8 protein-coding genes are annotated in these 15,546 nt (G+C 32.3%); 5 read left to right on the top strand and 3 right to left on the bottom strand.

From position 1 onward, the window contains the following. Position 1: 1 nt before the first annotated feature. Positions 2 to 214 (bottom strand): hypothetical protein, encoded by a 213-nt coding sequence (locus ACU4C5_RS09380; protein WP_446843949.1) that lies wholly within the window; start codon positions 212 to 214, stop codon positions 2 to 4. A gap of 128 nt (positions 215 to 342) precedes the next feature. Between ACU4C5_RS09380 and ACU4C5_RS09375 the strand changes: the two genes are divergently transcribed. The 5 genes from ACU4C5_RS09375 to ACU4C5_RS09355 all read left to right on the top strand — a co-directional run bounded on the left by ACU4C5_RS09375 (position 343) and on the right by ACU4C5_RS09355 (position 12,395). Then, positions 343 to 1,239 (top strand): ABC transporter ATP-binding protein, encoded by an 897-nt coding sequence (locus tag ACU4C5_RS09375; protein ID WP_446843948.1) that lies wholly within the window; start codon positions 343 to 345, stop codon positions 1,237 to 1,239. Positions 1,240 to 1,270: 31 nt separating this feature from the next. Beyond that, entirely contained in the window at positions 1,271 to 2,095 is an 825-nt protein-coding gene (locus ACU4C5_RS09370) for an ABC transporter permease (protein WP_446843947.1), read from the top strand. A gap of 30 nt (positions 2,096 to 2,125) precedes the next feature. Continuing rightward, a complete protein-coding gene (locus ACU4C5_RS09365) occupies positions 2,126 to 5,530 on the top strand; it encodes a T9SS type B sorting domain-containing protein (RefSeq protein ID WP_446843946.1) in 3,405 nt (1,134 codons plus the stop codon). A gap of 112 nt (positions 5,531 to 5,642) precedes the next feature. Then, entirely contained in the window at positions 5,643 to 7,424 is a 1,782-nt protein-coding gene (locus tag ACU4C5_RS09360) for a T9SS type B sorting domain-containing protein (RefSeq protein ID WP_446843945.1), read from the top strand. A 141-nt stretch (positions 7,425 to 7,565) separates the two neighbouring features. Next, positions 7,566 to 12,395 (top strand): FIDD domain-containing protein, encoded by a 4,830-nt coding sequence (locus ACU4C5_RS09355; protein WP_446843944.1) that lies wholly within the window; start codon positions 7,566 to 7,568, stop codon positions 12,393 to 12,395. 74 nt (positions 12,396 to 12,469) lie between these two features. On the opposite strand, the gene ACU4C5_RS09350 is transcribed toward ACU4C5_RS09355, so the two are convergent. Both ACU4C5_RS09350 and bglX read right to left on the bottom strand, forming a co-directional pair. After that, entirely contained in the window at positions 12,470 to 13,234 is a 765-nt protein-coding gene (locus tag ACU4C5_RS09350; RefSeq protein WP_446843943.1) for a glycoside hydrolase family 16 protein, read from the bottom strand. Positions 13,235 to 13,236: 2 nt separating this feature from the next. Then, the gene (gene bglX / locus ACU4C5_RS09345) at positions 13,237 to 15,546 is read right to left on the bottom strand and encodes a beta-glucosidase BglX (protein ID WP_446843942.1); all 2,310 of its coding nucleotides are present in this window, start codon (positions 15,544 to 15,546) and stop codon (positions 13,237 to 13,239) included.

The raw sequence follows: 15,546 nt of genomic DNA, 5'->3' as shown, positions 1-15,546 counted from the left end.
TTTAGCACTCTTTTTTAGTATTAAAATAAATACCAAACACTTTTTTACGTATCATATTCATCACATAAGATAATACAATACCAAGTACGTAATACACAATATAATAATATGATGATTGAAAATTAATCATCTTAACAAAATATTCTGTTAGCGTTACTAACAACGGTATTACAAACACCAAAATTATATCAAAAAATTTTGTTTTATCTTTCATGATTAAGCTGTAGTTTTAATAATTTGTAAGTTCAGATTAAAATCAGAAAAAAACTATTTATTTCATTCTTTTTGTAACAAAACACCCAGCTATTCGTCCTATTTTTAACTAATCAATCACAAAATACTTTGGAATCAATTCTTACCATCACCAATCTCACCAAGAAATTTGGAAATCTCACCGCTGTAAACAACCTAAGTTTTACCATTAAAAAAGGGAATGTTTACGGAATTTTAGGTCAAAATGGAAGCGGAAAATCTACAACTTTAGGTATTGTTTTAAATGTTGTTAATAAAACCGAAGGAAATTTCCAATGGTTTGGAGGAAACACCACAACACATGAGGCTTTAAAAAAAGTAGGAGCCATTATTGAGCGTCCTAATTTTTATCCATATATGACGGCAAATCAAAATCTTAAATTAGTTTGTAAAATTAAAGGTGTTAATTACAGTAAAATTGATGAAAAACTAGAAATTGTAGGACTTTTAGATAGAAAAGATGATAAATTTAGCACGTTTTCTTTAGGAATGAAGCAACGTTTAGCTATTGCATCTGCTTTATTAAATGATCCTGAAATTTTAATTTTAGATGAACCAACAAACGGATTAGATCCACAAGGAATTCACCAAATTAGAAAAATAATAAAAGATATTGCTGCCACCGGAACTACTATTTTACTAGCTTCTCACCTACTTGATGAAGTTGAAAAAGTATGCTCGCATGTTTTAGTACTTAGAAAAGGTGTAAAATTATACGCTGGTCGTGTTGATGAAATGATAAACAGTCATGGTTTTTTTGAGTTAAAAACAAAACAACATGATCAATTATTACAACTTTTAGATACCAATACTACCTTTGGAAATATTAAAGAAGAAGACGAATTAATTACCGCATTTTTAAACGAACCAATGAATGCATCAGAATTTAATGCCTTAGCATTTAGCAAAGGGATTACGCTATCACATTTAGTGAAACGAAAAGAAAGTTTGGAAGAACAATTTTTACAACTCACAGATCGCAATTAATTAATTTCATCACATACAAAACACCAACATTATGTTACGTCTTTTACAACTAGAATTACAAAAACTTTTACTCAACAGAGCCAGTAAAGTTTTAATTTTTATATCATTTATATTACCGTTTACAGTTTTAATTTTATCGTCTATAAAAATAAATTTCTTTGGTTTTTTTACTTTAGAATTAGGCGAATTAGGGATTTTTAACTTCCCTGTTATTTGGCACATCACCACATTTTTTGCTTCACAATTTAAATTTTTCTTTGCCATAGTAGTTGTGAGCATGGTAGGTAATGAATATAGCAACAAAACCATTAAGCAAAATCTTATTGACGGTTTAAGTAAAAAGGAATTTATACTCTCAAAATTTTATACTATTGTATTCTTTTCACTTTTAGCAACATTACTTATTAGTATCGCTACTTTTTGTATTGGAATGTATTACTCTAGCTACACAGAAACATCTATAATTTTTAGAGAAACCGAATTTATCTTAGCTTATTTTGTAAAACTTGTAGGATTTTTTAGTCTCTGTTTATTCTTCGGAATGCTCGTTAAACGTTCTGCTTTTGCATTAGCTTTCTTATTTGTATTGTACATTTTTGAGTGGATTGCTTACGGGATATTAACATGGCAAATTAACTCGGATGTTGCCGAAAAAATTCAGAATTTCTTCCCATTACAATCTATGTACAACCTCATTGACCAACCTATACAACGTATGGTAATGGCAAAATTTCCTGAGAAAATAGACATGGCATACGACTATGCTGTACATTGGTATGAAATTGCTATTGTATTGGGTTGGACAAGCATATTTGTCTTTTTATCTTATCAATTGCTTAAAAAACGAGATTTATAATATCTTTGATAGCATTAGCTGCTATTAAAAATGAAAAAAAGTCACCTATTCATATTTTGCTTCCTATGTTGCGCATCTTTAATGTATGCGCAACAAGAAGCTTCAAATTGGTATTTTGGCCAAAATGCAGGTTTAAAATTTGATGTTGATACAGGCTCAGTTTCTGCACTAACAGATGGACAGCTAAGTACGTTTGAAGGCTGTACTTCTATCTCTAATACAAACGGAAATTTATTATTTTATTCAGACGGAAGAACCATTTGGAATGCCAACCATCTACCCATGGAAAATGCAAATTCAGCATTAGGTACCGGACTAAAAGGTGACGAATCTAGCACCTCATCTGGATTAATTGTTCCAAAACCAGAAGATGAAAACTCATATTATATTTTTACTGTTGATGAACCTCATCATTATAACTCTTCGGCATTTCCAACACAACAAGATGGTGATGGCGTAAATGACGGTTTAATGTATTCTTTAGTTGATATGACTATGGATTCAGGTTTAGGAGATGTTGATCCTTTTGAAAAAAACATACAACTTATCACCTACGATCCTACAAATGCCACTCAAGTAGATTTTAAATGTTCCGAAAAAATTACAGCTGTAAAAGCTGACGATTGTACGTCCTTTTGGGTAATCACACATTTTGTTGATAGTTTTTATGCTTTCAAAGTAGATACAAACGGTGTAAATACAACACCAATAATTTCAACTGTTGGACCAATTGTACCAGCAGAAGGTTATCGCCGAAATGCTTTAGGCTATTTAAAAGCGTCTCCTAATGGCGAAAAGATAGTAGTTGCTCATCATGGGTTTTCTACTCAAATAGGTGGCGAAACTGGTGGAGGTGTATATCTTTTAGATTTTGATAACGAAACTGGAGTCGTTTCAAACCTATTAACATTAATGGGTCCCGAAACAAATGATAGCCCATATGGGGTTGAATTTTCGGCAGAAAACAAAAAAGTTTATGCTACAATTAGTGAAGGTATTTCTGGAGCTGGAGCAAGTAGAGTTGTACAATGGGATTTAGAAAGTACAGATATTGCTAACTCATCTGTTACCATTCACAATTCAAATACATTTAGCGCTGGTGCGTTACAATTAGGATTAGATAAAAAAATATATCGTGCACAAGCTGTGTTTTCAAACTTAAATTCTTCAGGAAGATATTTGGGAGTTATTAATAACCCCGAAGCAGATGGAACTGATGCTAACTATGATGAAACAGGCTTTTTAGTAGATATTAACGGTGGGTTTCAAAACACAAGCGCTATTGGCTTACCGCCTTTTATTCAATCTTTATTTAATTTAGAAATAGATATTATTCAAAATGGAGTAAGTTCTACAGAACTCTTTCTTTGTACTAATGATAATTATACGCTTACCGCTGAAGTTATTACAGGAGCAACTTATAATTGGACAAAAGATGGTATAGATTTACCTGAAACTACATTTGAACTTTTTATAAATACTCCTGGTGTATATGAAGTATCAGTAGATCCTAATAATGGGGATTGCCCAATTAAAGGTGAAGCTATAGTGAGTTATTATGATATACCTGTGGCTAACACCCCTGAAACCTTAATAGTGTGTGATTTATCTGTAAATTCGAGTATTGATTTATCTGTAAAAACTGACGAAATATTAGGAAATCAAGATCCTGACCAGTATACAGTACATTATTACACAACACAAGAAAACGCAGAAACAAATAATTATCAAATACTTACAAACTTTAATAACATACAAAATCCACAAGAAGTTTTTGTAAGAGTAGATAATAATAGTAATACAAATTGCTACGATACAACATCCTTTTTTATTGAAGTTTATGTAGCTCCTCAAATTATTATATTACCCGATGTATTAATTTGTGATTCAGGCTCAGAAACTGAAGCAACTGATGAAATTTCGAGTTATGATTTAACGCTTTTATATGACAACATTTACGGAACGCAAGACCCTAACTTATACAGCATTACATTTCACACAACGCAAGAAGACGCAAATGCTAACACCAATATATTAGCAACTAATTACACTAACGTCACACCAAATACAGAAACTCTTTTTGTAAGAATTGAAAACAATATTAATACAGATTGTTATAATACTACTAATTTCAATTTTATTGTCAACACGCCACCTGAAGTTAATAATAGTGTACTTATTCAATGTGACGAAGATGGCAATCCTGATGGCCTTACCATTTTTAATCTTAATGAAATTTCTGAGAGTGTTACTACTGGTATTACAAACTCTAGCGTGAGTTATTTTCTCACTGAAACAGATGCCACACAAGGAATAAATGAACTGAATCCAGAAGTTTTTAACAATACTATAAACCCACAAACCGTATACGCAAAAGTTATAAACACAACTACAAACTGTTATAATATTGCCACGGTTACTTTACAAGTGAGTACAAACTCAGTCAATAATACAACTATAACCTCTTGTGATACAGACGGTACTGACGATGGTTTTTTCACCTTCAACCTTAACGATGCTAATCCTGAAATTTTAAACGGATTACCTACTCAAGTTTCACTTAACTACTACCAAAATTATAACGATGCTTTATTGGAGCAAAACCCTATAAGCGCAACATTTACTAACACTACAGCATATTCACAAACCATTTACGCAAGAGTTGAAAACGCCAATGATTGTTACGGAATTAGCGCCATCGAGTTAACCGTTTTTGAACTTCCAAATATAGAAATTGAAGATGAACAGTTGTATTGTTTAAACTATTTCCCCGAGTTTATTACTCTAACTGGCGGCGTTATAAATGACATCCCAAATAACTATTATTATTTATGGTCTACCGGAGAAACTACACATAACATTACTGTCAACCAACCGGGAATTTACACTGTGAGAGTTACCAATACCAATGGTTGTTTTAAAGATAGAACGGTTACCGTTTTACCATCTAATATTGCAACATTTACAAATATTGAAATTTCCGATGCCTCGGAAAATAACAGCGTAAGTGTTTTTGTGAACGGTGAAGGCTCTTATGACTATGCAATTGATAATCCTAATGGACCTTATCAAATGGGTTCGGTTTTTGAAAATGTTTCCGCAGGAATTCATACCATTTATGTACGTGATATAAAAAATGATTGTGGTACGGTAGATACTTTGGTGTCGGTAATTGGTTTTCCTAAATATTTTACACCTAATAATGATGGGTATCATGATTATTGGCAAGTATATGGGATTGATAATCAATTTCAGGCCGGAACTAATATTTTAATTTTTGACCGTTATGGGAAACTTATCAAAGAATTAAATCCCTTAGGAATTGGTTGGGACGGAACATTAAATGGTAAACTTTTACCTACAAATGATTATTGGTTTTATGTGACTCTAGAAGATGGCAGAATCTTTAAAGGTCATTTTTCTTTGGTGAGGTAATCTTATTTTTTGCTTTCAGCAGAATTTAATCCTATAAACAGCTTTGTATAAAAAATGAAATTCATAAATTTAAACATTACTTATTTGCTTAAAACACAGATGTATCCTTATTATGAATATTAAAAAGTTTCTTACGCTTAGTATCCTGCTCTTAATCCCTCATATATTTATAGGACAAGATATTGCGTTATACGAACAATTTAATGGGAGATACGATTATACCGCAATTGGTAACACACTTAATTTAAACGAAAATGGTACTGGAGCTCCTTGCGTAATTGCCACACAATCACAATCTACTTTAACATTATTACCTACACAAACGGTTGTTGCTGCCTATTTATATTGGGCAGGATCGGGAACTGGTGATTTTGATATTCAATTAAATGGCACACCAATTACTGCACAACGTACGTTTAGTGATGCGCTTGATGCTTCCCGTATATTTTTTTCTGCTTTTGCCGATGTTACTACACTTGTTCAAACTCAAGGTAGTGGTGTTTATACGCTTTCGGAATTAGATATTTCATCTATAATTGCTCCATATTGTCCTAGTGGAACTAATTTTGCTGGTTGGGCAATTACTATTATATATGAAGATAGTGCTTTGCCGCTTAACCAACTTAATGTGTATGACGGTTTGCAAAGTGTACCAGATGTATTAACTATTACACTTAACAACCTTAATGTTTTAGATAATGAAGGTGCGAAAATTGGTTTTATAGCTTGGGAAGGTGATGCCTCATTAGCCGTTAACGAACAACTTAGTATAAATGGAAATATTATTGGAAATCCGCCCCTTAATCCTATAAATAATGCTTTTAATGGCACCAATAGTTTTACAGGGGAAAGTAACTTGTATAATATGGATATTGATTTTTATGATATTCAGAATACTATAAATATAGGAGATAGTGAAGCCGTCATTCAGTTAACTTCTGGTCAGGATTTTGTGATGATTAATAATATTATCACCGTTTTAAATAGTCAACTACCTGATGCAACAATTATGGTTAATGATTATATTTTAGAGTGTAGCAGCCCAAATGTCTTATTAGATTTTACAGTTTACAATACTAATAGTACAGATATTCTTCCGGCAAACACACCTATTGCTTTTTATGCTGATGGGATTTTAATTCATCAAACTACCACAATTAGTGACATTGCGATTAATGCTTCCGAAGCACAAACTATAGCGCTACAAATTCCGAATACCATTAATACCGATTTTAATTTAACACTAAGTATTGATGATGACGGAACTGGTAATGGTATTATAGTTGAAAATAACGAACTTAATAATATATATAGTGAAACTATTGAGATGCTCACTAACGCGCCATTACAAACATTAGGTAAAACTATACAGTGTAACGAAGGGTTCAGTTCTTCTACATTTAATTTAGAATCTATTTTTAATTCTGAAATCACTACAACACAAACTCCTACCTTTTTTACTAGTCTTTCTGATCTAGAAGCGCAGATAAATCCTATTTCAAATACCTATGCTTATCAAAGCGTTGGTAGTCCGCAAACTATTTATGTCAAAACAAATGGTTTTCCGTGTTATGCTACTTATGCCTTTGATCTTTTAGTTGAAAATTGCCCTCCACATATTCCGGAAGGATTTTCTCCTAATAATGATTTTAAAAACGATTGGTTCAACATTCAAGGATTGTATAACATTTTTGAAGACCATAAATTGATTATCTACAATCGCTATGGCACACTTATTTTTGAAGGCGACAATAATACGCCTTGGGACGGTAAAGCAAATAGAGGAATAAATAATAAAGGAAAATTACTTCCTGTAGGAACTTACTTCTATATTCTATATTTGAATGATTCTTCTTACAAAAACAGAACAGGTTGGGTATATATGAACTACTAAATGTTAAAATTTAGTACTTTTTATCGTATTTTATTGCGTTTCATCTAATTTAGGTTTACTTTTGTACCATCTTAGAGAAGTTAACAGCTGATTACATCAAATCATTAGCCGTTAGCACTGAAATAACTTAACCTACTTATAATGAATTTGTTCAGAAATTACATCATTGCTATTGCTTGTATTTCATGCAACTTAATATTCTCTCAACAGATTTCTGTTGATAATACTTACACTGCACAACAACTTATTGAGAATGAACTCATTCAAGGATGTGTTGAAGTCTCAAATGTTACCTCTCCTATTAATGGAACTATAAACGGCTTTGGAAGTTTTGGTTATTTTGAAAAAGAAGACTCTAATTTCCCTTTTCAAAACGGAATAATTTTAGCAACAGGAAATGCAACTTCAGCAGGAAATAGTTTAAATAATGATATTTTAAATGAAGGTGAAACAAGTTGGACTACAGACACTGATTTGGAGGCTGCTTTAGGTGTTACAGGAACAGTAAACGCAACTGCAATAGAGTTTGATTTTATATCAATTTCAAATCGTATACAATTCAACTATATTTTAGCTTCCGAAGAATACTATGCTAACTTTCCTTGTGAATATTCAGATGGCTTTGCTTTTCTTATTAAAAGAGCTGGCACTAATGATCCTTATACTAATATTGCTTTAATTCCTGGATCTACAGCGCCTGTAAACACAAATACTGTTCATGACGAAATTATTGGTTTTTGTGATGCTCAAAATGCACAATACTTTGAAGGTAATAACGTAGGAGACACCAATTACAACGGGCGTACAACTGTTATGACTGCCTTAGCAACAATCACTCCTAATATTCAATATCATATCAAATTAGTAATCGCAGATCAAACTGACGAAAATTATGACTCAGCAGTATTTATTGAAGGAAACAGCTTTAATGCTTCAGTAGAACTAGGAAACGATATTACTACATGTGCAGAAACTTATTCATTAAATGGTGACATCAATAATCCTGATGCAATATATACTTGGTATTTAAATGATAATGAAATCTTAAATGCTAACCAACCTACCTATAACGTTACTGAAACGGGAACATACACCGTAGTTATTGAAATGCCTTTATCTAACGATACTTGCACTATTGAAGATAGCATTACTATAAATTTAAGCACAACACAAACATCTTCACCTATTACAGATTTTGAACTTTGCGACAGTGATGCTTCAAACGAAATAGCCCTTTTCAACTTAGCGCTTAAAAATACCGAAGTTATAAATTCGGTAGCTTCAGGTAACTATGAAATTGCATATTATTATACTGAAGAAGATGCTATAAACCTTGAAAACGAAATTACAACAACTATAGAAAACACCACAAACCCACAAGCTATATTTGTAAGAGTTGAAGATATAAACTCAGGATGTTTGGCTTATAATTCTTTTAACTTAATTGTAAACCCGTTACCTATAATTACAACTCCTACCATTTTATTTGCATGTGATGATACCGTTGCTGATGGAATTACTCAAATTGATTTAACACAAAAAGACGGTGAGATTATTGGGGAAGCAACCAACCTACAAGTGAGCTATCATACTACATTAGATACTGCGGTTTCTGGTGCAAATGCTATTGTTGATTTATATACTAATACACAAGAAACCGAAGACGTTTTTGTAAGAGTAACCAATACAAACACAGGATGCTCAACCACCACAACACTTACAATTAGTGTATTACCAAAACCAGAAATTAAACAAGAAGATATATATATTGACGCTTGTGACGAAGATCATGACGGATTTGCAACTTTTGATTTAACTTCAATAATTAACGAAGTTTTACAAGGTATTACAGGTGTGGAAACATCATTTTATGAAACTTATGATAATGCCGTTACAGCAACAGATCAAATTACAACTCCTACAGCTTACAATAATATTATTGCTAACGAACAAATAATTTACATTAGAGTTGAAAATGCAATAAATGGTTGCGCATCAATTGCTCCAGTTGAACTACACACCAACTTATTACTTACAGGAACAAATATTAGAGATTTTTCAATTTGTGATATTAGTAATGATAATCAAGAGTCTTTTGGATTAAATAATATGGCAGGAATCATTGCTAATGGTCTGGAAGATGTTAACGTTACTTTTTATGAAAATGAAGCCGACCAAAATAGTAATACAAACGCTTTAGATAACAATACTCCTTACCCATCAAGTACAACAACACAAACTTTATTTATTACAATTAACAGCCCAACGTGTAGTGAAGTTTCTCAAATAAACTTAATCATCAATCCTATTTATGAATTTGAATCTGCTGGAACTTTAAACTATTGCGATACAGATCAAGACGGATTAACACCTATAAATTTAACGTCTTTTGATGATTTAATCACAGAAGGACAGAGCGATTTTTCTGTAATGTATTTCTTAACTCTAGAAGATGCAGAATTTGGTATCAACAAACTACCAAACACGTATACAAATAACGTAAACCCAATTACTTTATATACCCGAATCACTTACAACCCTACAAACTGTAGCTCTATTAATAGTTTTGAGATAGATGTACTTCCTGCTCCCGTGTCATCAAACCCAAGTGATGTTATTGTTTGTGATGATGATTTAGATGGAATTACAATATTAAATTTAAATGCTAAAATTCCAGAATTACTAGAGAACACAAACAACAGGCTTATTACATTTCATGAGTCACAAAGTAACGCCAATTCTGGTAGCTCAGTTATTGGTACTCCAGAAGCTTACAGCAGTTCAACAAGACGTCTTTTTATTAGAATTGAAAATGAAACTACAGGATGTTACAGCACCCAAAACTTTGATGTTATAGTAAATACACTTCCCGTTTTTCAAGATATTAGTAATTATACAATCTGTGAAGATACAAGTGATAGTTATGCCGATTTTATTTTGGGGAATAAAGATGCTGAAATTTTAAACGGTCAAGTCGGAAAAAAAACCCTCTACTTTACATCACAAGCCGATGCAGATAACCGAGCTAATGCTATTGATAAAACAGTAGAGTATGAAAACACAAGTAATCCTCAAACCATTTTTGTAAGAGTTGAAAATAATTCAGATGAAAATTGTTATGACACCTCTTCTTTTATTATTGAAGTAGGCTCAAACCCATTATTTAATACACCTACAGATTGGTTTGTATGTGACGATATTGCTAATGACGGTAGAGAATTTTTCAACCTTAATGATAAAGTTTCAGAAATTACAGCCAATATTGATGACACTTTAGAAGTTGTTTTTTATACGTCTTTTGCTAACGCCGAAAATGCTGTTAACCCAATAAACGATCTTCAATTTCAAAACACAGTAAACCCACAACAACTATATGCTCGAATAGATAATGGAAGTATTTGTAGCTCAATAACGGCTTTCGAGCTTAATGTAATTCATGTTGTTGAAGCAAATCCTGCGCAACCATTAATTACATGTGATACAGATAATGATGGATTAACCATATTTGACTTAACTGATGCAGAAATGGATATTTTAACGGTAAGACAAAATGATATTACAATTGCTTACTATGAAACAATGGATGATTTAGAGGTCGAAAACAATCCTATAATTACACCTACTCAATATCATAACACATCAATTACGCAAACCGTTTATGTGAGATTAACCAATACAATTTCAAACTGTTTTATTGCAATTCCTTTAGATTTGATTGTAAACCTTCCTCCTGCAATAAATGAGTTTGAAACTTATGAAATTTGTGACAATATTAATCATGCATTCGATTTATCTGAAATTGATGATATAATTGTAAATGATAATTTCAATGTATTAATAACGTATTATAATACGTTTGAAGATGCTGAATTAGAAGAAAACATATTAAACACCACATACACCTACCAAACAGATAGTGATATTATTTATATAAGAGTGGCATTTTCAACCACACAATGCTATACTATATACCCATTTTTATTAGCGGTAAACCCGTTACCAATGACAGCTTCACCTGATGATATGGAAGATTGTGATGATGATTTAGATGGGTATTTAGAATTTGATTTATCCTTACAAACTGCAGAAATTCTTAATGGAGAAAATCCTAATAATTTTAGTGTAAGCTATTACCCTACACTTGCAGATGCACAAAATGCAACTAATAGTTTGCCGCTAATTCACGAAGTATATGCAGAACAAACTATATATGTAAGAGCTGAAAATAATATTACTGGGTGTTTTAAAATAGAAAAATTTGCAGCTATTGTACACTTTAAACCCCTTATAGATATTGATGACCAAGTAATTTGTTTAGAAAACTTACCATTACTAGTAAGTGCTAACACTAATCATCCAGGAGATACTTATTTATGGTCTACAAATGCAACTACTCCAGAAACTGATATTACAATTCCTGGGACATATTGGGTAACAGTAACAACTATTTATGGTTGTGAAAACACACGTGTTTTTAATGTTTCGGAATCTGAACAAGCAAATATTGAAGTTACCGAAACTGTAGATTTTTCTGACCCTAACAATATTACAATCACTATAAGTGGAATAGGAAACTATATGTATGTTTTAGATGATTTAGAACCACAAAACTCAAATGTATTTGAAAACGTAGCCATAGGTTATCATAATGTTACAGTTATTGATCTTAATGGATGTTCTGAAATTACCACCGAAGTTGTTGTGATTGATACACCCAAATTTTTCACCCCAAATAATGATGGTTATTTTGATGAATGGCACATTACAGGAGTTGAGACTTTACCTGGAACTTCAATAAATATCTATGATAGATACGGAAAAGTATTAAAACACTTAACCTCAACATCTAGAGGTTGGGACGGTACATATAACGGAAATATAATGCCTGCTACTGACTATTGGTTTGTTGCAGATGTAAAGAAAGACGGTATTGAATTTGAAGTAAAAGGACATTTCTCCCTAAGGCTTTAATATAAAAAAAGAGCATGATTAACATCATGCTCTTTTACATATACAAACTATTAACGTTTAACCAATATTCATTTTTAGCTTTTGTAAACTTTTACGTAATCTACTATAAACTCTTTAGGGAAAATAGAATCGTCTACTTCCGGACCACCAAAATTTCCTCCAATAGCCATATTTAAAATAATATAAAAAGGTCTATTAAAAGGCCATGTTTTTTCATTCTTAACTTCTGGAGAAAACGTGTATACTAATTCATCATCAATATAAAAACGAATAGCATCTTCTGTCCAATTTGTTTTATAAATATGAAAGCCTTCTTCTATAGATTCATTTATAGTTATTTTACTGTTTTTTGAATCTCCGTAGCTATCTGAAGTATGTAATGTTGTAAATATTTCGTTAGGATTTTTCCCAACATATTCCATCATATCAATTTCCCCACAAGCTGGCCAACCTACAGTATCAATATCGCTACCTAATAACCAAACAGCAGGCCATAAACCTTCTCCTGTAGCTAATTTAGCACGTACTTCTACAGTTCCGTATTGAAACTCAACTTTATCACTTGTTGTAATTCTTCCTGATCTATAAAGTGTAGAGTCTTTAGTTGCCGTAATTATTAAGTTACCATCTTTTACCGTTACATTTTCTTTGGTATACACTTGTCTTTCGTTATTCCCCCAACCACATAGGTTTGGGCAACCATCACCAAGTTCATAATTCCAATTGTTAGTATCTAATGTGTTTCCTAAAAACTGTTCTTCAAAAATAAGTGTGTTCTCTTCGGTTTTACAACCAACAAATAACGTCCCTAATAAGATCGTGAAAATTACTTTTCTCATAATTATAGTGTGAATTTAGTTTCTATATTATCGTTAGAACTTCCTCCAACAAACACTTTAAAATCTCCTGACTCAACTAAAAATTCACCTTGATTATCATAAAAACCAAGCTCATTTTCTGTTAAAGTTAATGTAACTTCTTTTGAAGCTTTTGGAGCTAATTCAACAATCTCGAATCCTTTTAATTCTTTTACAGGTCTTGTAACACTTGCAAATTCATCATTAATATATAATTGAGCAACTTCTTTTCCTGCAACATCACCAGTATTTGTTAATGTAAATGATACCTCAACAGTATTATTTTCACCAACAGTAGCTTTTAAGTTTGTATACTCAAAAGAGGTATAACTTAATCCGTGACCAAAAGGGAATAAAGCGGCATTACTTTCATCTTGATAATGTGACCAAAACACAACATCTGGACCAGGTAAATCTGGACGTCCTGTATGTTTGTAATTATAGTATAATGGTAATTGCCCTACACTTCTTGGAAATGACATTGGTAATTTTCCACTTGGGTTATAATCTCCATAAAGTACTTGTGCAATTGCATGACCACTTTCTGTTCCTAAATGCCAAGCTTCAACAATTGCTGGAATATGAGCTGCTGCCCAGTTTAAAACTAATGGTCGTCCATTATTTAAAACTAACACAATGTTTTTATTCACTTTATAAATTTCCTCTAACAATTCTTGTTGCACACCAGGAAGTCCTAATTCTGTTCTACTACGTCCTTCACCACTCTGTAAACCATGTTCTCCAAGAACCATTACTACAACATCTGCTTTTTTAGCCACAGCAATAGCTTGTGCAAATTCAGAGGTATCAGTTGTATTAATTTTAAGTTCTGTAGCAAAAGCAACGTCTCCTAAAACTAATTCAGCACCTTTAGCATAAGTTAATTTATTGTTTGGGTATACTTTCATTCCTTCTAAAACAGAAACAGCAGTACTATCATCTGCCCCAATACGCCAACTACCAAGCGGACTTGTTTTATCGTTAGCCAGAGCACCAATTAAAGCTATATTTTGTCCTTCTTTTTTAAGTGGCAATAACTTATTATCATTTTTAAGAAGTACTATAGATTTTTTAGCCATATCTAAAACACCTTCATGAAATGCAGTTTGACCTGTAACTTCTTTCTCACGTGCTTCATCTAAATATTTGTATGGATCATCAAATAATCCTAATTCAAACTTTACTCTTAAAATACGTCTTGCAGCATCAGTAATTAAAGCTTCGTCAACTTTACCCTCTTTTACTAATTTTAATAATTCAGTAACATATAAATAAGACTCCATATCCATATCAGAACCTGCTTTTACAGCAATTTCTGCGGCTTGGTTACCATCTTTAGCATGTCCGTGAGCAATCATTTCGGTAATTGAACCCCAATCTGAAACCATAAAACCATCAAATCCCCATTTTCCTTTTAAGATATCTCTTTGCAGGTATTTATTTCCCGTTGCCGGAATTCCATTTAGCTCGTTAAATGAATTCATAAACGTACGTACACCAGCATCAGTTGCTGCTTTAAATGGCGGGAAAATCACATTATTTAATGTTGATGTTCCTACATCTACCGTATTATAATCTCTACCAGCTTCTGCAAAACCATAGCCTGCAAAATGTTTGGCACAAGCAATAACTGTTTTATAATCTGATAAATCTTCACCTTGAAAACCATGAACTCTAGCGATAGCAATTTTACTACCTAAGTAAGTATCTTCACCTGAACCTTCCATAACTCTTCCCCAACGTGCATCTCTAGAGACATCAACCATTGGTGCAAATGTCCAGTTAATCCCTGCTGCTGCTGCTTCTTCTGCTGCAATTTCTGCCGACTTTTTAATAGCTACTAAATCCCAACTTGCTGCTTCCGCTAAAGGAATTGGGCTAATTGTTTTGTAACCGTGAATTACATCAAAACCAATAATTAATGGAATACCAAGACGCGTTTCTTCAACAGCAATTTTTTGGACGGCTTTAATATCTTTTACACCTGTAACATTTAACATTGATCCTACGTATCCTTTTTTAAGGTCTTCGTATTTTTTAGCTGCATTTCCTTCTTGAGGTGTTGGTCCTGTTACGTCCCAAAACCCATTGTATTGATTCATCTGACCTATTTTTTCTTCTAAGGTCATTTTTTCTAATAAAGCAGATACTTTATCTTCAATTTCTGCAGAAGTTGTGTTGGTAACTTCTGCATTATCTTTTGCTACTTTCTCATTATTTCCGCAAGAAAACACTGTTAAACATGTTACTGCGATAAATACATTAAAGAAAATAGTATGTTTTTTTAAATTCAT

The organism is Lacinutrix undariae, from assembly GCF_052934785.1.
Note: the sequence above shows the minus strand (reverse complement) of the source record. Positions and strands in the feature narration are given on the sequence as shown.

Excerpts from the sequence above, each read along its gene's own strand:
- ACU4C5_RS09380 (WP_446843949.1), bottom strand. The coding sequence starts at position 214 with ATGAAAGATAAAACAAAATTTTTTGATATAATTTTGGTGTTTGTAATA.
- ACU4C5_RS09370 (WP_446843947.1), top strand. The coding sequence starts at position 1,271 with ATGTTACGTCTTTTACAACTAGAATTACAAAAACTTTTACTCAACAGA.
- ACU4C5_RS09365 (WP_446843946.1), top strand. The coding sequence starts at position 2,126 with ATGAAAAAAAGTCACCTATTCATATTTTGCTTCCTATGTTGCGCATCT.
- ACU4C5_RS09360 (WP_446843945.1), top strand. The coding sequence starts at position 5,643 with ATGAATATTAAAAAGTTTCTTACGCTTAGTATCCTGCTCTTAATCCCT.
- ACU4C5_RS09355 (WP_446843944.1), top strand. The coding sequence starts at position 7,566 with ATGAATTTGTTCAGAAATTACATCATTGCTATTGCTTGTATTTCATGC.
- ACU4C5_RS09350 (WP_446843943.1), bottom strand. The coding sequence starts at position 13,234 with ATGAGAAAAGTAATTTTCACGATCTTATTAGGGACGTTATTTGTTGGT.
- bglX (WP_446843942.1), bottom strand. The coding sequence starts at position 15,546 with ATGAATTTAAAAAAACATACTATTTTCTTTAATGTATTTATCGCAGTA.